This is a genomic window from Pseudomonas sessilinigenes, from assembly GCF_003850565.1.
Classification (GTDB): domain Bacteria; phylum Pseudomonadota; class Gammaproteobacteria; order Pseudomonadales; family Pseudomonadaceae; genus Aquipseudomonas; species Aquipseudomonas sessilinigenes.
On the sequence record NZ_CP027706.1, the window covers coordinates 2,742,307 to 2,764,009 of the forward strand.

Annotated in this window: 22 protein-coding genes and 1 pseudogene; 13 read left to right on the top strand and 10 right to left on the bottom strand. The window is 64.4% G+C overall.

The window, feature by feature from the left end:
* Positions 1–39: 39 nt before the first annotated feature.
* The 4 genes and pseudogenes from C4K39_RS12880 to C4K39_RS12895 all read left to right on the top strand — a co-directional run bounded on the left by C4K39_RS12880 (position 40) and on the right by C4K39_RS12895 (position 4,095).
* Positions 40–1,062 (top strand): ABC transporter permease, encoded by a 1,023-nt coding sequence (locus tag C4K39_RS12880; protein ID WP_068578214.1) that lies wholly within the window; start codon positions 40–42, stop codon positions 1,060–1,062.
* A 352-nt stretch (positions 1,063–1,414) separates the two neighbouring features.
* Positions 1,415–1,819 (top strand): TraR/DksA family transcriptional regulator, encoded by a 405-nt coding sequence (locus tag C4K39_RS12885; RefSeq protein WP_022643977.1) that lies wholly within the window; start codon positions 1,415–1,417, stop codon positions 1,817–1,819.
* Positions 1,820–2,703: 884 nt separating this feature from the next.
* A pseudogene (locus tag C4K39_RS32225) lies at positions 2,704–3,756 on the top strand (methyl-accepting chemotaxis protein); the annotation flags it as partial.
* Positions 3,757–3,876: 120 nt separating this feature from the next.
* Positions 3,877–4,095, top strand: coding sequence for a hypothetical protein (locus C4K39_RS12895; RefSeq protein ID WP_068578216.1), 219 nt, complete (start codon positions 3,877–3,879; stop codon positions 4,093–4,095).
* A gap of 51 nt (positions 4,096–4,146) precedes the next feature.
* On the opposite strand, the gene C4K39_RS12900 is transcribed toward C4K39_RS12895, so the two are convergent.
* Positions 4,147–4,377: a hypothetical protein gene (locus C4K39_RS12900; protein ID WP_068578218.1), complete on the bottom strand. Its 231-nt coding sequence runs from the start codon at positions 4,375–4,377 to the stop codon at positions 4,147–4,149.
* A 660-nt stretch (positions 4,378–5,037) separates the two neighbouring features.
* On the opposite strand from C4K39_RS12900, the gene C4K39_RS12905 reads away from it, so the two are divergent.
* Together C4K39_RS12905 and C4K39_RS12910 are read left to right on the top strand one after the other, a co-directional pair.
* Positions 5,038–5,508: a hypothetical protein gene (locus C4K39_RS12905; protein WP_083235648.1), complete on the top strand. Its 471-nt coding sequence runs from the start codon at positions 5,038–5,040 to the stop codon at positions 5,506–5,508.
* Positions 5,509–5,513: 5 nt separating this feature from the next.
* Positions 5,514–5,711: a hypothetical protein gene (locus tag C4K39_RS12910; RefSeq protein ID WP_124348341.1), complete on the top strand. Its 198-nt coding sequence runs from the start codon at positions 5,514–5,516 to the stop codon at positions 5,709–5,711.
* A 187-nt stretch (positions 5,712–5,898) separates the two neighbouring features.
* Here the strand turns inward: C4K39_RS12910 and C4K39_RS12915 are convergent, their stop codons facing one another.
* Together C4K39_RS12915 and C4K39_RS12920 are read right to left on the bottom strand one after the other, a co-directional pair.
* Entirely contained in the window at positions 5,899–8,034 is a 2,136-nt protein-coding gene (locus tag C4K39_RS12915) for a TonB-dependent receptor (RefSeq protein WP_124346591.1), read from the bottom strand.
* 88 nt (positions 8,035–8,122) lie between these two features.
* Entirely contained in the window at positions 8,123–8,509 is a 387-nt protein-coding gene (locus C4K39_RS12920; protein ID WP_178083960.1) for a DUF2946 domain-containing protein, read from the bottom strand.
* A 93-nt stretch (positions 8,510–8,602) separates the two neighbouring features.
* Here C4K39_RS12920 and C4K39_RS12925 point away from each other — a divergent pair, with 93 nt between their 5' ends.
* Positions 8,603–9,040, top strand: coding sequence for a DUF3995 domain-containing protein (locus tag C4K39_RS12925; RefSeq protein ID WP_068578227.1), 438 nt, complete (start codon positions 8,603–8,605; stop codon positions 9,038–9,040).
* Between the two features lie 40 nt (positions 9,041–9,080).
* Here the strand turns inward: C4K39_RS12925 and C4K39_RS12930 are convergent, their stop codons facing one another.
* Genes C4K39_RS12930 through C4K39_RS12955 form a run of 6 tightly spaced genes read right to left on the bottom strand, consistent with a single transcriptional unit; the run spans position 9,081 to position 15,153 of the window.
* On the bottom strand, positions 9,081–9,449 hold the full coding sequence (locus C4K39_RS12930) for a Na+/H+ antiporter subunit G (RefSeq protein WP_124346593.1): 369 nt from the start codon (positions 9,447–9,449) through the stop codon (positions 9,081–9,083).
* Positions 9,446–9,724, bottom strand: coding sequence for a K+/H+ antiporter subunit F (locus C4K39_RS12935; protein ID WP_068578232.1), 279 nt, complete (start codon positions 9,722–9,724; stop codon positions 9,446–9,448). The genes C4K39_RS12930 and C4K39_RS12935 overlap by 4 nt, the downstream gene beginning before the upstream one ends.
* Complete coding sequence (locus C4K39_RS12940) at positions 9,721–10,209, bottom strand: Na+/H+ antiporter subunit E (protein WP_068578234.1); 489 nt, start codon at positions 10,207–10,209, stop codon at positions 9,721–9,723. Before C4K39_RS12940 ends, C4K39_RS12935 begins: the two co-directional genes overlap by 4 nt.
* Entirely contained in the window at positions 10,206–11,894 is a 1,689-nt protein-coding gene (locus C4K39_RS12945) for a monovalent cation/H+ antiporter subunit D (protein ID WP_124346594.1), read from the bottom strand. The genes C4K39_RS12940 and C4K39_RS12945 overlap by 4 nt, the downstream gene beginning before the upstream one ends.
* Complete coding sequence (locus tag C4K39_RS12950) at positions 11,891–12,235, bottom strand: Na+/H+ antiporter subunit C (protein ID WP_011060906.1); 345 nt, start codon at positions 12,233–12,235, stop codon at positions 11,891–11,893. Before C4K39_RS12950 ends, C4K39_RS12945 begins: the two co-directional genes overlap by 4 nt.
* Positions 12,235–15,153, bottom strand: a complete 2,919-nt coding sequence (locus C4K39_RS12955; RefSeq protein ID WP_124346595.1) for a monovalent cation/H+ antiporter subunit A — start codon at positions 15,151–15,153, stop codon at positions 12,235–12,237. The genes C4K39_RS12950 and C4K39_RS12955 overlap by 1 nt, the downstream gene beginning before the upstream one ends.
* A gap of 198 nt (positions 15,154–15,351) precedes the next feature.
* On the opposite strand from C4K39_RS12955, the gene C4K39_RS12960 reads away from it, so the two are divergent.
* Complete coding sequence (locus tag C4K39_RS12960) at positions 15,352–15,723, top strand: hypothetical protein (RefSeq protein WP_124346596.1); 372 nt, start codon at positions 15,352–15,354, stop codon at positions 15,721–15,723.
* Positions 15,724–15,733: 10 nt separating this feature from the next.
* Here the strand turns inward: C4K39_RS12960 and C4K39_RS12965 are convergent, their stop codons facing one another.
* Positions 15,734–16,756: a DMT family transporter gene (locus C4K39_RS12965; RefSeq protein ID WP_083235645.1), complete on the bottom strand. Its 1,023-nt coding sequence runs from the start codon at positions 16,754–16,756 to the stop codon at positions 15,734–15,736.
* On the opposite strand from C4K39_RS12965, the gene C4K39_RS12970 reads away from it, so the two are divergent.
* The 5 genes from C4K39_RS12970 (at position 16,751) to C4K39_RS12990 (ending at position 21,574) form a co-directional block, all read left to right on the top strand.
* On the top strand, positions 16,751–17,314 hold the full coding sequence (locus C4K39_RS12970) for a helix-turn-helix domain-containing protein (RefSeq protein ID WP_068578273.1): 564 nt from the start codon (positions 16,751–16,753) through the stop codon (positions 17,312–17,314). The genes C4K39_RS12965 and C4K39_RS12970 overlap by 6 nt on opposite strands.
* A 199-nt stretch (positions 17,315–17,513) precedes the next feature.
* Positions 17,514–18,716, top strand: a complete 1,203-nt coding sequence (locus C4K39_RS12975) for an SfnB family sulfur acquisition oxidoreductase (RefSeq protein ID WP_068578246.1) — start codon at positions 17,514–17,516, stop codon at positions 18,714–18,716.
* An 11-nt stretch (positions 18,717–18,727) separates the two neighbouring features.
* Entirely contained in the window at positions 18,728–19,189 is a 462-nt protein-coding gene (locus C4K39_RS12980; protein ID WP_124346597.1) for an acyl-CoA dehydrogenase, read from the top strand.
* The gene (locus C4K39_RS12985) at positions 19,189–20,616 is read left to right on the top strand and encodes an LLM class flavin-dependent oxidoreductase (protein WP_124346598.1); all 1,428 of its coding nucleotides are present in this window, start codon (positions 19,189–19,191) and stop codon (positions 20,614–20,616) included. The genes C4K39_RS12980 and C4K39_RS12985 overlap by 1 nt, the downstream gene beginning before the upstream one ends.
* Positions 20,617–20,662: 46 nt before the next feature.
* Positions 20,663–21,574, top strand: a complete 912-nt coding sequence (locus tag C4K39_RS12990; RefSeq protein ID WP_124346599.1) for an acyl-CoA synthetase — start codon at positions 20,663–20,665, stop codon at positions 21,572–21,574.
* Positions 21,575–21,703 lie beyond the last annotated feature (129 nt).

A 21,703-nucleotide genomic window follows, 5' to 3' on the forward strand; every position in this document is an offset into this window, starting at 1 on the left:
CGCCGCCAATGGCGCCGCCCCTGATCAAGGTGGACGGTGATGAACGCAATACTGGAAAACAAACCGGCCCTGGCACCGGCCAAGAGCCGTCGGCGCCTGCCGACCGAACTGAGTATCTTCCTGGTGCTGATCGGCATCGCCCTGGTGTTCGAGCTGTCCGGCTGGGTGGTCCGCGAGCAGAGCTTCTTGCTCAATTCCCAGCGCCTGGTGCTGATGATCCTCCAGGTCTCGGTCATTGGCCTGCTGGCCATCGGCGTGACCCAGGTGATCATCACCACCGGCATCGACCTGTCCTCGGGCTCGGTGCTGGCCTTGTCGGCGATGATCGCCGCCAGCCTGGCGCAGACTTCCGATTTCAGCCGCGCGGTGTTCCCCGGGTTGACCGATCTGCCGGTATGGATCCCGGTGCTGGCGGGGCTGGGAGTGGGCCTGCTGGCGGGGGCGATCAACGGCAGCATCATCGCCCTCAGCGGCATCCCGCCCTTTATCGCTACCCTGGGAATGATGGTCTCGGCCCGTGGCCTGGCGCGCTACTACACCCAGGGCCAGCCGGTGAGCATGTTGTCCGATTCCTACACCGCCATTGGCCACGGGGCGATGCCGGTGGTGATCTTCCTGGTGGTCGCGGTGATTTTCCATGTCGCCCTGCGCTACACCCGCTACGGCAAGTACACCTATGCCATTGGCGGCAACATGCAGGCGGCGCGCACGTCGGGGATCAACGTCAAGCGCCACCTGGTGATCGTCTACAGCATCGCCGGGCTGCTGGCCGGGTTGGCCGGGGTGGTGGCCTCGGCCCGGGCCGCCACCGGGCAGGCGGGGATGGGCATGTCCTACGAGCTGGATGCCATTGCCGCTGCAGTGATCGGAGGCACCAGCCTGGCCGGGGGCGTGGGGCGCATCACCGGCACGGTGATCGGCGCGCTGATCCTGGGGGTGATGGCCAGCGGCTTTACCTTCGTCGGTGTCGATGCCTATATCCAGGACATCATCAAGGGGCTGATCATCGTGGTGGCGGTGGTCATCGACCAGTACCGCAACAAGCGCAAGTTAAAACGCTGATACCGATGGCGGAGGGGGAGGGAAAGGGCGGTAATCTGTCGCAGAAATAGCCAAATCCGCCGTCCGGTACTGCCGTTTGTCTTCTAAAAGAGCGGTGCCCATTGAATTTTTTGTTATAAAAGCACTCCGATCATCCGCCCCAAAGCCCGCAATTGCGGGCTTTGTGCGGTTTGTCGGACAGATTCGCTGTCATTTCAGTTGCTGCGCCCTCAAACCGGCCTTAGACTGCCGCCCCTCGTAAATTGAGTGCCGGGTGGCGCTTGGAAGGTATGGCGCCTTTCTGATGACCTGACGGGTCAACCGGAAACAGTTTGAATTCGCCTTAATGCACGTATTTTTTATAGAGAAATCAATGACCAAGGAAAAGTTGCTGGCCATGCCGGCGGATGACTACATGAATGCCGAGCAACACGCTTTTTTCACTGAGCTGTTGCAAGCCATGAAGGTGGAAACCCACGAGCGCATCGAGCAGAACCGGATCGCCATTGAAAGCCTGGATACCCCGGCTGACCCGGCCGACGCCGCTTCCGTCGAAGAAGAGCGCACCTGGTTGGTCAACGCCATCGATCGTGACCAGCGCATGTTGCCGCAGCTGGAGCAGGCCCTGGGCCGGATCAGTGACGACAGCTTTGGCTGGTGCGACGACAGCGGCGAGCCGATCGGCCTCAAGCGCCTGCTGATCAGCCCGACCACCAAGTACTGCATCGAAGCCCAAGAGCGCCACGAGCAGATCGACAAGCACCAGCGCCAGGCTTAAAGGCAGCTGCAAGCTGTCAGTGTTTCAAGTGCATTCTTGCCTCCAGGGGCGCAGCCTAGCCAGCGCTGCGCACTGGAGGGCGAACCTCCCCCCTCGCGGTAATCCTGTGCGATATCCGCAGCCCGTCTTCCATTTCCCTTGATCTACTGCAACATCCCTCCCGGAAGACTCTGAATAATACCTCCCCAAACGTCTCTTGCCGCTTATGGCTGCAAGCTTGCCGCTGCTCTGATTCCTACTAAGGGACCATGGATAATGGCCTTCTAGTGGCGTTTAATGCCGGAAAACAATTAGAACGATATGGGGTGACCAAGATGTCAAGAGAAGGATCTCTCGCGGCGCCTGTCGCGCAGCCGCTGGCCAGCGACGATGGGGGACGTTGGTGGGCGCCGACCCTGCAGAGCGCAGCCTTGATGGCGTTGTTCGCGGGCCAGGCCCTGGGGGGCTGGCCGCTGTACCTGTGCCTGCCGCTGGCGGTGCTGGTGGTCTGGCTGCCTCGCTGGCGCACGCGCAAGGCGCTGGAGACCACGGCGGTCGCGGCCGATACCGAGCTGTCGGCACTGACCCGCGATCTGTCCTACGGCACTACCCACAACGCATTGTCCGCCGCCGCCGTGGCGTACTCGGTAACCCAACTGGCCGGCAAGTTGCAATCGCAGTTGGATGCCGCAGTGAGCATCGTCGGTAACGCCGAGGTCATGATCAAGACCGAGCAGGTCACCTCGCAGCTCAGCCTCCAGGCCCTGGGCGCCGCCAGCGAAGCCCATGCCAGCAGCGCCGAAGGGCGCAGCGTACTGGGCGAGTCCATCACCCGCATGCACCTGCTCAGCCAGCGGGCCAATGACAGCCGCGAGCTGATCGAGGCCCTGAGCCAGCGCAGTGAAGAAATCCAGCGGGTGGCGCTGGTCATCCAGTCCATCGCCAGCCAGACCAACCTGTTGGCGCTCAATGCCGCCATCGAGGCCGCTCGCGCCGGCGAGCATGGCCGTGGTTTCGCCGTGGTCGCCGACGAGGTGCGCGGCCTGGCCGGGCGCACTGCCACCGCCACCGACGAGGTCGGGGTGATGGTGGCCGATATCCAGCAGCGCACCAGTGATGTGGTGGAGCAGATTCGCCAGCTGTCCGACGATCTGAGCCAGGGGGTCGAGCAGGTGGAACACACGGGACGCCACCTGGACAACATCGCCCGCCTGGCTGCCGGGGTCGAGGAGCAGGTCAGCGAGATTGCCCGGGGGGCGCAGACCAATCGCGAGCAGCTCGACAGCCTGTTCCATGCCGTAGAGCAGATGCGCAGCGACCTGGCGGTCAGCGACCAGCAGACCCGCAGCCTGGCCCAGGCAGCGGTACAGATGGAAGGGCAGGCGGAAACCATCAGCGAGCGCCTGGCCGTGGTGGGCCTGGACGATTATCACCAGCGCATCTATGACCTGGCCCGCGAAGGTGCACGGCGTATCGCCGAGCAATTCGAAGCGGACCTGGCAGGCAAGCGCGTTGCCCTCGATGATTTGTTCGACCGCCACTATCAGCTGATCGCCAATACGGAGCCAGCCAGGTACCAGACCCGCTTCGACCGCTATACCGACCAGGTGCTGCCGCCGATCCAGGAGTCGCTGTTGTCACGTCATGATGGCCTGGTGTTTGCCATCGCCTGTACCCAGGAAGGTTATGTGCCAACCCATAACAAGGCGTTTTCCCAGCCGCTGACCGGCGATCCCCAGGTGGACAACCTGCATAACCGCAGCAAGCGCAAGTTTGCCGACCGTACGGGCATCCGCTGTGGCAGCCACCAGCAACCGTTGCTGCTGCAGACCTATACCCGCGACACCGGTGAGCTGATGCATGACCTGTCGGTGCCGATCATGGTCCTGGGTCGGCATTGGGGTGGGTTGCGCCTGGGCTACAAACCGGAGCAGGCGCCACCGCAACGGGCTTCATGAGGCCCGTCATTGTTACCGATGGCGCAATTGTGCTGTGCAGAATCAGGCATGTCGCGTGGAGCGGGAAATCATTAGCATGAGACATCATTAGTCAGCTAACTATTTTCCGGAGAAGACTCCATGCACGGCAAAGTCGATGTGGCGGTGATGATTGGCAGTGGAGTGCCCGCTTCGTTGCGGGCCTTGGGACGCAAGGTGTGCTGGGTGGTGCTGGTCAACGGTGAGCAGCGTGGTACTGCCTTTGCCACGCGCGCCGAAGCCCAGGAGTGCCAGTTGGCCTGGGTGGAGCAGCTGGCGGTGCTCAAGCCGGGCCGGAGGCCGCTCAAGCACTCGGCTTGAACGCTGCCCCGGGTACTGTCGGGCTTGCGGGCCGGGTTCCGGCTCAATGACTCAAGCGTCCAGCGCACCCTGGTCGATGGCCTGCTTGAGGGCCCGGGCCGATGCCCTGGCGGCGGCTGCGGCTTGTGCTGGGGTCTTGAACCAGCGGTCGCGCTCGACCTGGTACAAACCGACCCGATTGCTTGGTGGCTTGGCCCGCAGGGCGATCACGGCCTGGAATTCGCCCCTGACTTCCCGGCACTGGCCGCGGATGAAGAATTCGCCAATATCCAGCTCGGTCATTTCCTGCCTGCTCCCAGGGTGAATGAGTATTAAAGGTCCGCAGGATGCGGTCGAAAAGTTCGCTGTCGAGTATGGCGCGCGGTTTGCTGCCAGATCTTGAGTCAGGTCATGTCCTACTCAGGTTGTAAATGTTCTGACGAGCAGAGTTGACATTTCTTACGACTAATCTTGCCCATGCCTAGCCGTATCAAGGGGGGTGGAGAGTTAGAATCGCGCCTTGTCGAAGGAGGTGTCCAAGGCAGTATTACCTGCTGCATGGCTGCGCGGCTGTTGTGCTTGACTGGGCCTGTATGCAGTGGAAGATCGCTTTGAATGGTCGAAATGCCCAAAGTTGCTCTAGAATTGCCTGTGCCGCCCGAAGTGGCTGCCGATCCAGGGATTCATGTTACTAGACGTATTGGGCCTGAAAGCCTGTTCCAGCATCCATTCCTGATTGCGCAAAGCCATGTTTTTCGGGCCCTGAGCCTACTTTCCTGCCTTCGACACGAGCCTGCCGCATCGGCGAAATACCCTTTGCCCAGCGCCCGTGGCTGCAGCGGTACCAGGCTCATATGGGTGACTTTTCCGGTTGATCGTTCGAGATAAGTACGCCGCCATGGCGGTTTTTTGTGCTGTCCATTTTTTCAAGGACAGCATTATTTGAGTATCGGGGAGCTTTCCTTGGCAGTAAGTAATCTTGAAATGCATGCGTTGTTTGTTTTGGGTGATTTGCGCGCAAAGCTGGTCAAGCAGTTTCAATCTCGTTTTGTCTATGTCACCGAACAATCCGCCGAAGGCATCTACATCGCCGAACTCGATACCGAGTCGGCGATGGTGGTGGACGATAAGCCGCGCCTGGAACTCAAGGTAGGCGATCATTTTCGGGCGGCGGTGCTGCCCAGTCGCGAAGGCGGCAAGATGGAAATCCGCTTTCGCGAGATCAAGCTGACGGTCTATGGCCTGGGCGACTACGCCTTCGTCAGCAGCCCGCTGGGGCAGGGGATCGTGTTCCGGGAAGGCCAGTCGGTGGTGATGGTGTTCGCCGCCAACGAACAGTTGCAGGAAGGCCTGACCAAGACCCTCAAGGCGGTGTCCGCCAAGGCCGCCAAATGGCGCAAGGGCGAACTGATCAGCTTCAAGGCCAGCGAGTGACGAGTCTGAGCCGCGCCGAATTCCACCAGCAGCATCTGGCTGACGCGCGCAACGAGGCCCTGCGCCTGTTCCAGCAGAAAGCGGTCTTGCAGGGCGCCTGGCTGAACTGGGTGGCTGCACAGATCTACAGCTTGCGCCCGGCAGCCTACGCCAGCATGGTGCGGCGCGAGCTGCAACGCCTGCAGGAGCCGGAAGGCCCGTGACAATCGTGATACCCGCGCCCTAGCGCAGCCCGCTCGTTCCATCGGCCAGCCCCGGACGCAGGCGCGGAGCACCATGGCCCGGCTTGCAAGTTCCTCCATTCGTTGACGAACCAGGCGCAATCGCCCAGGCCTGGGTGTACCCGAACCCTTGGCAAAGGTATTCGGGCCACCACCTTGCAGAGGCGTTTCAGAAGCGGGTTTGCACCGCCACTTCGAAGGTTCGCGGAGTGCCCAGGTAGTAGGCCGGGGACACGTGGGCGAACTGGCCGTAGGTTTCGTTGGTCAGGTTGCGCACTCGCCCGGTAATGCTGGTGTGGCTGTCGAGCTGGTAGCGCAGGAAGCTGCCATACAGGGTGTAGGCGGGCATGGTCAGGGTATTGGCATTGTCGGCGTAGACCGAGGCCACGTAGCGGGCATCGACCCCGGCCTGCCAGTCGCTCGCCAAGTCATAGGTCAGCCACAGGTTGGCCAGGCGCGAGGGCACATTGGTGGGGGTATTGCCCTTGCGCGAGACCACCGCGCCGCTGGCGAGCTTTTCATTGAACGCATCGTACTCGGCATCCACCCAGGCGAAGTTGCCCTGGGCCAGCAGTCGCGGGGTGATGCGCAGCGAACTGGCCAGCTCGATGCCCTTCGACGTCTGCTGGCCCACCGGAATGCTATTGGCCGGGTCCAGTGGATCGGTCACGGCGAAGTCCTTGCGTTCGATGCGGTAGGCCGCCACGGTGGCCGAGCCACGACCGTCCAGGTAGTCGAACTTGCTCCCCACCTCCCACTGCTTGCCGGTGGATACGTCGAAGTTCTGGGTACCGCTGGGCTGTTCGGCGGCGGTGCTGTATTGCACATAGACGTTGGCGCTGGGCAAGAACTGCCAGGTCAGGCCCAGGCGTCCGGTGACCGGCTCCCAGCTGCGCTTGAAGTGGCGCGGGTTGCTGGCGGTGATGGTCCGGTGGTTGGTCACGTCCAGGTCGATGGCGTCGTAGCGCAAACCGCTGAGCAGCGACAGCTCGTCGGTCAGGGCCAGGCGGTTCTCGACGAACAGCGCGCGGGTGGTGACCTGGTTGGTCTTGTCCTTGACCCAGCCCTGGCGGGTTCCTTCCAGTTCGTAGAAGTGCCCGGGACGGTAGCTGTTCGGGTCGACGCTGTTGCGTGCCGGTACGTTGTTCGGCGAATTGGTGGTGCTGTTGACCTTGTACTCGAAACCGGCGGCCCAGGTGGTGTCGAGGCCCAGTAGTTGGTCTTCGTGGCGCACCTCGAACTGGTTGCCCACCTGGTTGCCCTGGTGCCGCACCAGGTAGGCGGTGGAGCGGTTCACCAGCCGGTTGTCGGGGCTGTACTGGTAGGTCTCCAGGTTGCGGTAGTCGCGCTGGCTGTCCAGGTGGTAGAGGGTATTGCGCAGGCTGGTGCTGTCGTTGATCCGGTAGTCGAGGATCGAACGCAGCCAGACGGTGCGCTGTTCGTACAGGCCATCGGCGACGTTGTAGTTGTTGAAGCGGTTGTGCTTGTCGATCTTCAGGTCGCCGGCCTTGGGGTTGAGCACTGGCGTGCCCCAGTAGGGGCTGTCCTCGTGCTCGTCCTGATACTCCACGGCCAGGGTGTGGGACAGGTCCGGGGTCAGGTCGCTGAGCAGGGAGAATGCCAGGCTCCAGGCGTCGCGCTCCTGGCGGTCGATATAGCCGTTGCTGGTGTTGTGGCTGACATCCAGCCGCGCGAAGTGCTGCACATCGGCGCTGGCCGGGCTCAGGGCATGGTTGACCCCGAAGGCGGTCTGGGTGGTGTCGAAGCTGCCATAGCCGAGCAGGCCCTCGGCGGCCCGTTCGCGGCGTTCGGCCAGCTTGGTCACGTAGTTCAACGAGCCGCCCACGGAGCCTGCGCCATTGATCAGCGACGACGGGCCGCCCACCAGTTCCACCCGATCATAGATCCAGGCGTCCACAGGGCGGGCCAGGCCGGTGGCGACATTGATGCCATTGAACATCTGGGTGATCTGGCCACTGGTGAAGCCACGGTAGGAAACGAAGCCGCCGAACCCCGGAGGAGCGCTGGCATTGACCCCGGGCAGGGCATTGGCGGCGTCCTGGAAGGTACGATCGCCCCGGCGCTCGATGTCCTGGCGGCTGCTCACCGCCACCGAGGCGGGGGTTTCACGCAGGCTCAGGCCCAGGCGCGAGGCCATGCCGCTGGACCGATCGAGCGATAACCCGGGTTCGGCATCCGCTTCGTCGGCACCGATGGTAGTGGGGGCCAGTTCGAGGCCCGGTTGGCCCCAGGCGCTGATAGACAGGCAGCCCAACAGGCTCGCCAGTAAAGGAAGGTGTTTCATTGAAAGGTCCTGAATTCTTGACTAGGAAACAGCCCACGGCCACGCGCCACGCAGAGGGCGCGGTGGAGAGGGCGGGTAGGGGCAGGAATCAGGCGAGGGGCGGTGCCCGGGGATGGGCGGTGGGCCAGCTATGGTGGGCAGGGAGGTCGACCTGGGCTACGGCGAGCAGCGGTGGTGCTTGGGGCTGCGGCAGGAAGGCCAGGCCAAGGCTGGTGTTCAGCGCCGGGCCCATGCCGCCGGTGGAGCACAGCGGGCAACCGAAGGCCTTGGCCAGGGTCGGCAGCGAATCCTGGTCGGTGGGGGCCTGCACGGGCGCCTGGGTGGCCGGGTCGACGCTACAGAACTGCCCGCCGATGCCGTTGAGCTGCATGCCCAGCATCTGGCCATGGCCGATACTGCAGGCGAACACGTTGAACAGGACGCAGCAATACAGCATCCAGGCAACGAGCGAGCGATCGGAACGGGCGAATTTCATGGGCCGGCACTTTAGCATCGAAGACGACGAACGTACTTACCAAAACGTGCAATCAGGTCCATTCTTCAGCGAAATTTTCCAGGGACGTCCAACATGACTCATCTGCTTGCACAGGGAGTGGCCGGAACCTTTTTATCGATCAGCCTGTTGCACCTGTACTGGGCCGCTGGCGGCAAGCGCGGCAGCGAGGCGGTGATTCCGCAGGTGCCGGGGCCTGTGCCCGGGCAGAGCCAGCCGGCCTTCCAGCCCCCGGCGCTGGCGACCTTGCTGGTGGCGCTGGCCCTGTTGCTGGTGGCGCTGCTGGTGTGCCTGCGGGTCGGGCTCCTGTTGCCGAGCGTGAGCCATCCGGCCTTGCAGTGGGTCATCAGCGCCATGGCCTTGCTGATGTTCGCCCGGGCCATTGGCGACTCGGAACTGGTGGGGTTCTTCAAGCAGGTGCGCGGCTCGACGTTCGCCCGGCTCGATACGCTGTTCTATTGCCCCTTGTGCGTGGTGCTGGGGGCCGGGCTGCTGGTACTGGCCTGGGCCTGACCAACCCCGCAAGGTAGGCGCGGGGCAAGCCCGCGTCGCCTCAGTTGCCGGTTTCCTGGCGTTTGCTGCTGACTTCCGCCGGCACGTCGTCACCGGCCATGCGTTTGCGGAACAATGCGGCGCGGGCCAGCAACAAGGTGGTCACCGGTACAGTGATCGACAGCAGGATCGGGATCAGCCAGGCATGCAGCACCGGCCCCGACTTGAGCGCCGAGAAATACAGGATCGAGGCCAGGGCCACGCTCCATGAGCCCAGGGTCGAGGCCAGGGCCGGCGGGTGCATGCGCTGGAAGTAGCTTTTCATGCGCAGGATGCCCACGGCGCCGATCAGGGCGAACAGGCTGCTGAGCAGTAGCAGCAGCGCCACCAGGATTTCCACCCACAGGGGCAGTTGTTGCAGGTCGTTCATTCGATCACCTCGCCACGCAGGAGGAATTTGGCCAGGGCGAAGGAGCCGACGAAGCCGAACAGGGCGATCAGCAGCGCCGCCTCGAAGTAGGTATCGCTGGAGTAGCGGATGCCCAGCACCAGCATCATCAGCATCGCCAGGATGTACAGGTAGTCCAGCGCCAGGACCCGGTCCTGGGCCGAGGGACCCTTGAACAGGCGCACCAGGGTCAGGACCATGGCCAGGGAAAAGATGAACAGGCTCAGCAGGATCGCGTTATCCATCAGTGCGCTCATTCGAAGATCTCCATCAGCGGACGCTCGTAGGTGGTCTTGAAGTGCTGGATGAATTGCGCCTCGTCCTCCAGGTCGAAGACGTGCAGCAAGAGGATGCTGCGATCCAGCGACAGCTCGGACCAGACCGTGCCCGGCACCACCGTGGTGATGGTCGACAGCGCCGCCAGGCCGTTGGCATCGCGCAGGTCCAGGGGCACCTTGACGAAGGCCGAGCGCACCGGGCGCCGACCGTTATTGAGCACGCCCCAGGCCACCAGCAGGTTCGACACCAGCACATCGCGCCCCACCAACAGGAACAGGCGCAGGATGGTCCACGGTCGGCGGATGCGGATCGGCTGCGGGCGCAGCGGGCGCATCAGCAATGGCGCGAGAAAACCCAGCATCGCGCCCAGCAGCAGGTTGCCGGGGCTGACGGAGAGGTTCAGCAGCAGCCACAACAACCACAACGCCAGGGACAGGAAGGGCGAGGGGAACAGGCGCTTCATGGCTGCACCTCCATCGACAGTGCGGCCTTGGCCTCGGGGCTGAGCACCGTGCGAGTCCCCAGTACCGCCATCACATAGTGCTCGGGCTGGTTGAGGTTGTTGGCGGTGTCCTGGGTAAAGCGCAGCAGCGGCTCGGCCTTGATGCTCAGCAGCACGCACAGCGCCAGCAGGATCACGATCGGCATGCATTCCAGGCGCCGTAGTACGGGCGAAGGCCGCTCCTCCGGGGTCCAGAAGCGGCGGATGCCCTGGCGTGCAAAAGCGACCAGCGAGGCCAGGCCCGACAGGATCAGCAGCACCAAAAAGCACCATCCCGCCAGCGGAACCTGGGCATCGGGACTGCTGCCCAGGCCCTGGGGATTGAGCAATGCGGCGATCAGGTTGAGCTTGCCGATAAAGCCCGACAGCGGCGGCATGCCGATGATCAGCAGGGCACAGGCGATGAAGCTCAGGCCCAGGAACGCCATGGTCCAGGGGATCACCTGGCCGACCACCACTTGCTGTTCGTCGTCGAGGTTGCTGCCCCGTGGCGGGTTTCGCGAACCCACCGGTTGCGGCAGGATTTCACCTTCATCCTCCAGTGGGGCTTCGGTGGCCGAACGCGAGCGCTCGATCAGCTCGGCCAGGAGAAACAAGGCGCACATCGCCAGGGTCGAGCTGAACAGGTAGAACAGCGCCGCGCCGGTGAGGGCCGGGTCGGCGAAGCCGATCACCGCGAGCAGGATGCCCGCCGAGACCAGGATACTCAGGCTGGCCATGCGTTCCAGGCGCTGCGCCGCGAGGATCGCCAGCGCCGCGCAGAAGATCGTCGCCAGGCCGCCGTACACCAGCCATTGGCTGCCGAAGTAGGCCGAAGCCCCGGCTTGCCCGGAGAACAACAGGGTCCACAGGCGCAGTACGGTATAGACCCCGACCTTGGTCATGACCGCGAACAAGGCCGCTACCGGCGCGCTGGCCGAGGAGTAGGCCGGCACCAGCCAGAAGTTCAGCGGCCACATCCCGGCCTTGGCCAGGAAGGCGATGGCCAGGATCGCGGTACCGGCGTGCAGCAGGCCGCGATCGGCCTCGGGCACCAGGGGGATCTTCATCGCCAGGTCGGCCATGTTCAGGGTGCCGGTGACCCCGTAGATCATCGCCGTACCAATCAGGAACAACGACGAGGCCAGGAGGTTGATGGTGATGTAGTGCAGCCCCGAGGACACCCGCGCCCGTCCGGAGCCGTGCAGCATCAGGCCATAGGACGCTGCCAGCAGCACCTCGAAGAACACGAACAGGTTGAACAGGTCGGCGGTGAGGAAGGCGCCGTACAGGCCCATCAACTGGATCTGGAACAACGCATGGAAGCTCGCGCCGGCCCCGTCCCAGCGGGCCATGGCGAACAGCAATGCGCAGGTACCGATGATGCCGGTCAGCACCAGCATCAGCGCCGACAGGCGATCGACCACCAGCACGATGCCGAACGGCACCTGCCAGTTGCTCGGCAGGTACACGCCGAAGGAGCCGGTGGCGCCCTCGGCCTGGGTCCAGTACAGCAGGTACAGCGCCAGGCCCAGGCCCAGCAGGCTGGAGAACAGGTTGATCCGAGCCTTGAGCGGGCGGTGTTTCTCCCCCAGCAACAGGAGCAGGGCCGCGGTCAGCAGCGGCAGCAGGATGGGGGCGACGATCAGGTGCGACAACAGGTTCATTCCTTGGGCTCCCGACCGTCGACATGGTCGGTGCCGGTCAGGCCCCGGGATGCCAGGAGTACCACCAGGAATAGCGCAGTCATGGCGAAGCTGATGACGATGGCGGTGAGCACCAGCGCCTGGGGCAGGGGATCGGTGTAGTGCAGCAGGTCCTGGGGCACGCCGTCCTTGACGATCGGCTCCTTGCCGATGAACAGGCTGCCCATGCTGAAGATGAACAGGTTGACCGCGTATGACAGCAGGCACAGGCCCATCACCACCTGGAAGGTCCGGGGGCGTAGCACCAGCCAGACCCCCGAGGCGGCGAGGACACCAATGGCGATTGCAATGACTTCTTCCATCAGGCGGCTCCGCTCTTGATCAGGGACTTGGACTGGCTGGCAGGCTTGTGGGCCCGCACCGACTGGTGCGCCAGGGCGGTGAGGATCAGCAGCGTCGCACCCACCACCACCGCGTACACGCCAATGTCGAAGAACAGCGCGCTGGCGATATGGATATCGCCGAACAGCGGCAGGTCCAGGTGCAGGGTGTGGGTGGTCAGGAACGGATAGCCCCAGGCCAGGGCGCCCAGGCCCGTGGCCACGGCGAACAGCAGGCCGGTGCCCATCCAGCGCAGCGGTCGCAGGCTCATCTGCGCCTCCACCCACTGGGTGCCGGCCACCATGTACTGCAGGATGAACGCCACCGACATCACCAGCCCGGCGACGAAACCGCCGCCCGGCAGGTTGTGCCCGCGCATGAACAGGTAGAAGGACACCACCAGGGCGATCGGCAGCAGCAGGCGCACCAGCACCGCGGGCACCATCATGAAACCCAGGGCGGTGTCGCTGGCCTGGCGCGGGTTGACCAGGTCGGTGACCACGTCCGGTGCCAGCAGGCGCTGCTGGGCCGGCAGTTGCATGCTCTCCTTGGGCGGGCGGAAGCGTCGCAGCAGGGCGAACACGGTCAGGGCCACGGCCACCAGCACGGTGATCTCGCCCAGGGTGTCGAAGCTGCGGAAATCCACCAGGGTCACGTTGACCACATTGGTGCCGCCCCCCTCGGGCAGGGCCCGGCTCAGGTAGAACGAGGAAATGTCGTTGGGCGTCGGCCGAGTCAGCATGGCGTAGGACAACAGCGCCATGCCCAGGCCCACGGCGACCGACAGGCTCAGGTCGCGCAGGCGACGGATACGCGCCTTGGGCACGCTGCTGGGCAGCGGCGAGACGTCTTCGATCCGCCGTGGCAGCCAGCGCAGGCCCAGCAGGATCAACACCGTGGTCACCACTTCCACCACCAATTGCGTCAAGGCGAGGTCGGGAGCGGAGAACCAGACGAAGGTCACGCAGGTCATCAGCCCGCAGACGCTGACCATGGTCAGGGCGGCCAGGCGGTGGTACTTGGCCTGCCACGCGGCGCCCAGGGCACAGGCAATGGCCAGCAGCCAGAAAGTCACGAAGACGATGGAACCGGGGATCTTCGGCCGGTCGCCCCAGGTCAGGCTGCTGTAGAGCATGGGGATCAACCCGGCGATCACCGCCGCCAGCACCAGCAGGAACAGCTGGCTCTGCAGGCGCTTGGTGCTCAAGTGCCGTTCAAGGCTGCGGGCCTGGCGAGTCAGGGCCACCAGGCAGCGTTCGAACAGGCGCTTGCCGTTGAAGCGGCCCACGCCCGGCGGGTAGGCGAAACGGCCACGCACCAGCGGCTTGCGCAGCAGCAGGTAGAGGACGATGCCGCAGGACATGGCGATCAGGCTCATGATCATCGGCGCGTTGAGGCCGTGCCAGATCGCCAGGCTGTACTCGGGCAGGGTCCCGCCCACCACCGGCCGTGCGGCGGCGGCCAACAACGGCCCGATGATCTGGGCCGGGAAGATCCCCACCAGCAGGCAGGTGAACACCAGCAGCTCCACCGGTGCGCGCATCCAGCGTGGCGGCTCGTGGGGCGTGTGGGGCAGGTCGGTGGCCGGCTTGCCGAAGAACACATCGACGGTGAAGCGCAGGGCATAGGCGACGCTGAAGGTCCCGGCGATGGTGGCGATCACCGGCAGGGCGATCTCGACCCAGGCGCTGGAATTGATGAACACCGTCTCGGCGAAGAACATCTCCTTGGACAGGAAGCCGTTGAGCAGCGGCACCCCGGCCATGGAGGCGCTGGCCACCATGGCCAGGGTCGCGGTGTAGGGCATCAGCTTGATCAGGCCGTTGAGCTTGCGGATGTCGCGGCTGCCGCTCTCGTGGTCGATGATCCCGGCGGCCATGAACAGCGAGGCCTTGAAGGTGGCGTGGTTGAGGATGTGGAATACCGCGGCCACCGCTGCCAGCGGGCTGTTCAGGCCCAGCAGCAGGGTGATCAGGCCCAGGTGGCTGATGGTGGAGTAGGCCAGCAGACCCTTGAGGTCGTTCTGGAACATCGCGCAATAAGCGCCCAGCACCAGGGTACAGGCGCCAGCGCCGCCGACGATCCAGAACCATTCCTCGCTGCCGGACAGCGATGGCCACAGGCGGGCCAGGAGAAACACCCCGGCCTTGACCATGGTTGCCGAGTGCAGGTAGGCCGAGACCGGGGTCGGTGCGGCCATGGCGTGGGGAAGCCAGAAGTGGAAGGGGAATTGTGCGCTCTTGCTCAGTGCACCGAGCAGGATCAGGGGAAGCAGGACAGGGTAGAGGGCATGGGCCCTGATCTTGTCGCCGGCAGCCAGTACCTGATCCAGGTCATAGCTGCCCACCACATGGCCGAGCAGCATGACCCCCGCCAACAGGCATAATCCCCCGGCCCCGGTGACCATCAGCGCCATGTAGGCACCACGGCGGGCGTCGGAACGGTGATGCCAATAGCCGATCAGCAGGAACGAGAAGAGGCTGGTCAGTTCCCAGAAGAACACGATCTGGATCAGGTTGCCGGAGATCACCAGGCCCAGCATGGCGCCCATGAACGCCAGGAAAAAGGCGAAGAAGCGCGGCACCGGGTCCTGGGGCGACATGTAGTAGCGGGCATACAACGACACCAGGGTGCCGATGCCCAGCACCAGCAGCGAGAACAGCCAGGCGAAGCCGTCCAGGCGCAACACGAAGTTCAGTCCCAGGCTGGGCAGCCAGGCATACTCCTCGCGAATGATCCCGCCATCGGCGATCTGCGGGTACAGCAGGGCCACCTGGACGGTGCCGATAAGGGCAACCAGGCCGGCCAGCAAGGATTCGGTATTACGTGCGTTGTGCGGCAACAGGGCCGCCAGACAGCTGCCCATGAACGGCAGAAGCAGTAGAACTATCAGGGACATAGGCTTCTAATCTGCGGAAAAGTATGACGCATAATACGTGCCAGGCCCTGGATCACCAACCGCCAAGCGCGGCCAGGCAGCCATCAGAAATGTTACATGCGCTTTCAAAGGTAGGAGACAAATGCCTGCTTCGCCCGTTCCCGGGTGTTTGTACAAGGTTTGCCCTGCACGCAACTCATCGGACAAGGATCGACACGGATGCACCCAGCCCAAACCACCACCAGCCGATTTCTCCGGCGTGGCTGCTTTGCCCTGCTGTTCACCTGCCTGGGCGCCGCGTTGGCCATCGGCCTGGAACGGTTGTACCCGCCGGCCCAGGAGATGATCAGCACCCGCAAGGCCCTGGTCATCGACGGCCCCCCGGACGACGGGCACAGCTACCTGTTGCCGCCGGGCACCGTGCTGTATTACGAAAAGGCCATGCCGGAGGGGCATATCCGCTACCGGGCCTATTTCTATTACAAGGGCAAAATTGAAGGTGATCCGCTGCCGCTGGAGCCCAAGCACCATGGGTCCTTGATCGCCCCGGGCTGGCTTTCGAGCCCTGAGCCTGACGCGCCGTCCTTGTAGGTGGCCGGGGTCAGGGCGGTGTCGACTCACCGCCCAGGGTGGCTTCTGGCCTGTGCGTCGATCTACGGTTGATCTTCAGCTCGCTGACGATCACCGCCAGCACGATCATCGCCCCGCCCACTAGGGCCAGGGCGGGCAGGCGCTCGCCGGCGATGCGCCCGACGATCCCGGCCCAGACCGGTTCGCCGGCATAGATCAGCGTGGCCCGGGTCGGCGAGACGCTCCTTTGCGCCCAGTTCATCGCCACCTGGATCGCCGCGCTGGAGGCTCCCAGGCCCAGGGCGATGACCAGCAGCAGCCAGGAGAATTCCGGCAGTGTTTCCCCGGTCGGCACCACCATGGCAAAGGCCAGTACCGAGGTCACCGCCAATTGCACCACCGTCACCCGGCGCACGTCCACGCGCCCGGCGAAACTGCTGATGAGGATGATTTCCGCGGCGATCGCCACGGTGCTGATCAGGGTTGCGATCTCTCCGGGGCTGAAATCCAGGGAAGCGCCGTTGGGCCCGGACAGCAGCATCAGCCCGGTGAATGCCAGCATGATCCCCAGGCTGGGCAGCAAGCCTGGGCGCTTGCCCATGAACAGCCATTGCAGCAAGGGCACGAAGGGCACGTACAACGCGGTGATGAAGGCCGACTGGCTGCTGGGGATGGTTTGCAGGCCCACGGTCTGCAAACCGTAGCCGAGCACGATGGCGACCCCGATGAAACTGCCGGCGCGCAATTCGAACAGGGTCAGCCCACGCAGGCGCGATCCGGAAAACAGCGCGACGATAGCGGCCGCCGCGGCGAAGCGCAGGCCGACGAAGAACATCGGGCCACTGACGCTCATGGCCTGTTGCACCAGCAGGAAGGTAGCGCCCCAGATCATGGTGATCAGCACCAGCACGGCCTCGGCCTTGCTGAGCTTGTAGGAAAAAGTGCTGGGAGCCTTGGATGTCATGGTCTTGCGTGCTACCTGAGGGGGACGCACAATGCGCCGAAAGTTGAGCAGTATACTGCGCAGGTACCAGGGGTGAGCAATATAGTGCACAAGGAAAACACGCAACGGGCGTCAGTCCTGCAACACGTCAGCCTCAATGTCCGGCGCTTGCGGCATGCCGCAGGCTTGAGCCAGACCGCCCTGGCGGAAAAATCCGCTGTCAGTCGGCGCATGCTGGTAGCCATCGAGGCCGGGGAGAAGAACGTCAGCCTGGGCACCCTGGACCGGGTGGCCGAAGCCCTGGGCGTAGCCTTCAGCGACCTGATCCAGGCCCCGGACTCCCGGGACTCCACTCGTATCAATGAATTGGCCTGGGCCGGGGTGATTCCCGGCAGTCGCGCGATGTTGCTGGCCAAGGCCGACGCAACCCGTGAAGTGGAACTGTGGGAGTGGCGCCTGGAGCCGGGGGAGGTGTATCGCTCCGAGTGCGATGCCGAGGGCTGGAGCGAGCAGTTGTACGTCTTCGAGGGCTGCCTGACGGTGTTCTTCGGCGATGACGAACGTCGCCTGGAGAGTGGCGATTTCTTCATGTTCGCCAGCCATGTTCCCCATGGCTATCGCAATGACGGCGAGCAGGCCACACGCTTCGTGCGCAATGTGGTGATCTGAGCGCCAACGCCACGGGCAACTGTTCGCCAGCCAACAGCAGTTGGGCATTTTGCCTGTTTAAAGCTCAGGTAGTTTCTCTTGTTTGTTTTTTAGATTATTGATTTAAAAGAATTTTATTCTTAGGCACGGGTTCTGCAATTGTCCTGGCAGGAGTCACCTTCGGGTGTCGATCTCGATCATCAGGAAGCGGAGCCGGCCCATGACAGCCCCAGCCCAACCCCCCAGCAATGCCCATATCATCCAGAGCGATGCCGAAGCCATCAGTGTCGCCCGAGCCCTGGCCCGGCGCTTTGCCGTGGATGCCGCGGTACGGGATCGCGAGCGGCGCCTGCCGATCGCCGAACTGGAGGAGTTCTCCGCCAGTGGCCTGTGGGGCATCACCATTCCCCGCGAATACGGCGGTGCCGGAGTGTCCTATGTGACCCTGGTGGAGGTGATCAAGATCATCTCCGCCGCCGACCCGTCCCTGGGCCAGCTGCCGCAGAACCACCTGGGGGTGGTGGATATCCTGTTGCAGACCGCCAGCGAGGAACAAAAACACCATTACTTCGCCAAGGTGTTGCAGGGCTATCGTTTCGGCAACGCGTTCTCCGAGGCCGGCAGCAAGCATGTCGGGGCCTTCCAGAGCCAGATCCGCTTCGACGGCGACCAGGCGCGCATCGATGGCCAGAAGTTCTACTGCACCGGTGCCTTGTTCGCCCATATCGTCCCGGCAGTGGCCGTGGATGAGGACGGCCAGGCCCATATCGCCTTTATCGAGCGCGATGCCCCGGGGTTGACGGTGATCGACAGCTGGGATGGCTTCGGCCAGCGCACCACCGCCAGTGGCGGGGTCAGCCTGCAGGCGGTACAGGTGCCGCGCAGCGCGGTGATCCCTGCCCATCGAGCCTTCGACCAACCCACCGCCGACGGGCCGATCTCCCAGGTGATCCAGGCCGCTGTGGATACCGGCATCGCTGTCGCTGCGCTGGAGGACACCAAGCAACAGGCCCGGCAATCCCGGCCCTGGATCGACAGCGGCCTGGATCATGGCTGGCAGGATCCTTACACCCTTGCCGCCATTGGCGACCTGGAGTGGCGCGTGCACGGCACTGAGGAAATCCTCGTCCGGGCCGCCCAGGCCATCGACCAGGCCCTGGCCAGGCCTGATGCCGATAGCGTCGCCCAGGCCTCGGTGGTGGTGGCCCAGGCCAAGGTGCTGTCGGCAGAAAGCTCGCTGCTGGCGGCGAGCAAACTGTTCGAGCTGGCGGGCACCCGCTCGGTCTCGGCCAAGTACAACCTCGACCGTCACTGGCGCAATGCCCGGACCCATACCCTGCATGACCCGGCGCGCTGGAAGCTCCACCTGCTCGGTAACTTTCTGCTCAACGGGGTCAAGCCGGCCCGCCACGCCTGGAACTGAAGGACTGCCCCATGAATGCACTGACCCGTCCCGAGAACCCCGAACAGGCCCTGGCCCAGGGCGTCGAACACTTGCAATTGGCACGCCGTCTGTTGCAGCAGACCCTGGCGTTTGTCCGCCACCAGGCGTTGCCCTGGCCCGGTAGCGGCCTGGCCCGAGCCAGCGACGACCCTTATGTGATCAGCCGCTTTGGCGACCTTCAGCTACGCATCGATGTGGCCTCGGCCCTGCAGGACCGTGCCCGGCGCCACTTGCAGTCAGGCCAGGACCCGGCCGAGACCCAGATCGCCCTGGCCGAGGCCGCGATTGCCGCTGGCGAGGCGCTGCTGGCGGCCGGCAATGCCGAGTTCGAACTCACCGGCCAGCGCAGCCCGCAGCCGTCGACGCTGCACGATCCGCTGCGCTGGAAGTATCAGCTGATTGGCAATTACCGCCTCAATGGCGTGGCACCAGGTTCCAGGAGTGCTGTGTGATGCCTCGTGAAATACGCCTCAACGCTTTCGACATGAACTGCGTCGGCCACCAATCCCCGGGGCTCTGGGCCCATCCCAGGGACCGCTCCTGGCAGTACAAGGACCTGGAATACTGGACCGACCTGGCGCGAATCCTCGAGAGGGGCAAGTTCGACGGGCTGTTCATCGCCGATGTGCTGGGCCTCTATGACGTCTACAACGGCAACGGCGAGGCGGCGATCCGCCAGGCGGCCCAGGTACCGGTGAACGATCCGTTGCAACTGATTCCGCCCATGGCCCTGGTCACCGAGCACCTGGGGTTCGGCCTCACCGCCTCGCTGTCCTTCGAACACCCGTATCCCTTCGCCCGGCGCCTTTCCACCCTCGACCACCTGACCAAAGGCCGTGCCGGCTGGAACATCGTCACCTCGTACCTGGAGAGTGGCGCGCGCAATATCGGCCAGCAAGCCCAGACCGAGCACGACGCCCGCTACGACTATGCCGAGGAGTACCTGGAGGTCTGCTACAAGCTTTGGGAGGGTAGCTGGGAGGACGGCGCGGTGCTGCGCGACCGCGAGCGACGGATCTTCAGCGATCCAAGCAAGATCCACGAGATTCGCCACCAGGGCAGGCACTTCCAGGTGCCGGGTATCCATTTGTGCGAGCCTTCGCCGCAGCGCACCCCGGTGCTTTACCAGGCCGGGGCCTCCAGCCGGGGCAAGCAGTTCGCCGCCGAGCAGGCCGAATGCGTGTTCGTTGCGGCGCCCTCCAAGGTGCTGCTGAAAAAGACCGTGGCCGATATCCGCCGCCGCGCCGCCGAGGCCGGGCGCGATCCGTCGAAGCTGCTGATCTTCAACCTGCAGACGGTGATCCTCGGCGAGACCGACGCCCAGGCCAAGGCCAAGTTCGAGGAGTACAAGCGCTGGGTCAGCTACGAAGGCGCCATGGCCTTGATCAGTGGCTGGACCGGTATCGATTTCAGTCGCTTCCGCCCTGACGAGCCGCTGCAGCATGTGCATACCAATGCCATCCAGTCGGCGGTGGAGGCCTTCTCCACGGCGGATCCGAACAAGGTCTGGACGCCCCACGAATTGGCAGACTGGGTGGGTATCGGTGGTTTCGGCCCGTTGTTCGTCGGTGGTCCCGAGACTGTGGCCGACCTGTTGCAGGAGTGGGTCGAGGAAACCGATGTGGATGGCTTCAACCTGGCCTATGCCCTGACTCACGAAACCTTTATCGATGCAGTGGACCTGCTGGTGCCGGAGTTGCAGAAGCGCGGGGCGTACAAGACCGACTATGCGCCAGGCACCTTGCGCGAGAAGTTGTTCGGCGCAGGCCCAGGGTTGCCCGAGAGCCATCCGGGCAGCGCCTGGCGCAACCTAGGTGCCCAACGCCAGGTGGTGGCCGCTGCCGAGCCGGAGCGGCGGCCGGCCGCGCAGCCGTTGTAGTACGTAGCTTGCACTGGCAGTTACGGGGCGCCACCAGGGAGCGGTCATGGACAGGTACGAATCGCTGCGACACTGGGCCCGGATGCGGCCGTTGGCCAACGCCCTGCGCCACAAGCGCGGGGGGCAGTGGTACGCCTGGCGCTGGATCGATGTGCTGCGCGATGTCCAGCGCCTGGTCGATGGCTTGCGTCAGCATGGCCTGGGCTATCGCTCCCGGCTGATCCTGAGTGGGCCGTTCGAACCGGACCTGCTGCTTTTGGCCCTGGCGGCGCGCAGCCTGGGGGCCGAGGTGGCGAGCCTTGGCGACCAGTCGCCCATCGGGGCCTTGCGTCAATGCCTGTGGCGCTGGCGGCCCAGCCACGTGTTCATCGACTCCGGCCCGCAACTGGCGTGCTGGTTGGCGGCGGGGGAGAACGGCGTGGCCCCAGGCCTGCTGATCGTCCGTGAGCCAACAGTCGACTTGGCGAGTTCGCGCCAGCCCTGGCTGGCCTTCAGTCAGTTGCTGGGGCCCGGCAGTGGCTCCCGGCGCCAGGCAGCTTGGCGCCAGCGCAACGCGGCCGTGCAGTTGTGGAGCGAGGAGGGGACCCAATGGCAGGGCGGGCTGGAGGTGCTGCTCGGACAATGGCTGGGTAGCGGGCACAGCCTGGCGTTTCCTGAGAGCCAGGGTTCGGCGGCCCGTGACCGGCGCGAAATGGCTCCCAGCGACCTGCTGCTGTCACCGCGGCGTTTGCAGGGCCTGGCAGAAGAGATCGAAGGCCACCTGGGCCCCGTCGGTAGCTGGCGCCGACGCTTGTGGGGCTGGACCATGCGCCACCCGAGCAGCACCCTGGCGCGGCTGCTGGAGCGCCAGGTGTGGCGTGTTCTGGGCCTTGCCCGTCTGCGCTTTATCTGGCAACCGATGCCCTCCCAAGGAGCGCTACCGGGCTGGATCGGCCGGTTCGAACGCCGCCCCGGATAGGTCGCCGCGGATGGCGTCCTACTTTGGTACTGCCTGGCGAATCCGGTCGTGGTACAGGCCTATTATCTTGCTGGGGATGTTCCAGGTGCCGGGCAAGGTATTACCCTGCTGCCCGGGGATGTGCCCCAT

Excerpts from the sequence above, each read along its gene's own strand:
- C4K39_RS12985 (WP_124346598.1), top strand. The coding sequence starts at position 19,189 with ATGCCTCGTGAAATACGCCTCAACGCTTTCGACATGAACTGCGTCGGC.
- C4K39_RS12950 (WP_011060906.1), bottom strand. The coding sequence starts at position 12,235 with ATGGAAGAAGTCATTGCAATCGCCATTGGTGTCCTCGCCGCCTCGGGG.
- C4K39_RS12900 (WP_068578218.1), bottom strand. The coding sequence starts at position 4,377 with ATGACCGAGCTGGATATTGGCGAATTCTTCATCCGCGGCCAGTGCCGG.
- C4K39_RS12975 (WP_068578246.1), top strand. The coding sequence starts at position 17,514 with ATGACAGCCCCAGCCCAACCCCCCAGCAATGCCCATATCATCCAGAGC.
- C4K39_RS12920 (WP_178083960.1), bottom strand. The coding sequence starts at position 8,509 with ATGAAATTCGCCCGTTCCGATCGCTCGCTCGTTGCCTGGATGCTGTAT.
- C4K39_RS12955 (WP_124346595.1), bottom strand. The coding sequence starts at position 15,153 with ATGTCCCTGATAGTTCTACTGCTTCTGCCGTTCATGGGCAGCTGTCTG.
- C4K39_RS12925 (WP_068578227.1), top strand. The coding sequence starts at position 8,603 with ATGACTCATCTGCTTGCACAGGGAGTGGCCGGAACCTTTTTATCGATC.
- C4K39_RS12930 (WP_124346593.1), bottom strand. The coding sequence starts at position 9,449 with ATGAACGACCTGCAACAACTGCCCCTGTGGGTGGAAATCCTGGTGGCG.
- C4K39_RS12885 (WP_022643977.1), top strand. The coding sequence starts at position 1,415 with ATGACCAAGGAAAAGTTGCTGGCCATGCCGGCGGATGACTACATGAAT.
- C4K39_RS12935 (WP_068578232.1), bottom strand. The coding sequence starts at position 9,724 with ATGAGCGCACTGATGGATAACGCGATCCTGCTGAGCCTGTTCATCTTT.
- C4K39_RS12880 (WP_068578214.1), top strand. The coding sequence starts at position 40 with ATGAACGCAATACTGGAAAACAAACCGGCCCTGGCACCGGCCAAGAGC.
- C4K39_RS12895 (WP_068578216.1), top strand. The coding sequence starts at position 3,877 with ATGCACGGCAAAGTCGATGTGGCGGTGATGATTGGCAGTGGAGTGCCC.
- C4K39_RS12960 (WP_124346596.1), top strand. The coding sequence starts at position 15,352 with ATGCACCCAGCCCAAACCACCACCAGCCGATTTCTCCGGCGTGGCTGC.
- C4K39_RS12915 (WP_124346591.1), bottom strand. The coding sequence starts at position 8,034 with ATGAAACACCTTCCTTTACTGGCGAGCCTGTTGGGCTGCCTGTCTATC.
- C4K39_RS12980 (WP_124346597.1), top strand. The coding sequence starts at position 18,728 with ATGAATGCACTGACCCGTCCCGAGAACCCCGAACAGGCCCTGGCCCAG.
- C4K39_RS12945 (WP_124346594.1), bottom strand. The coding sequence starts at position 11,894 with ATGAACCTGTTGTCGCACCTGATCGTCGCCCCCATCCTGCTGCCGCTG.
- C4K39_RS12940 (WP_068578234.1), bottom strand. The coding sequence starts at position 10,209 with ATGAAGCGCCTGTTCCCCTCGCCCTTCCTGTCCCTGGCGTTGTGGTTG.
- C4K39_RS12990 (WP_124346599.1), top strand. The coding sequence starts at position 20,663 with ATGGACAGGTACGAATCGCTGCGACACTGGGCCCGGATGCGGCCGTTG.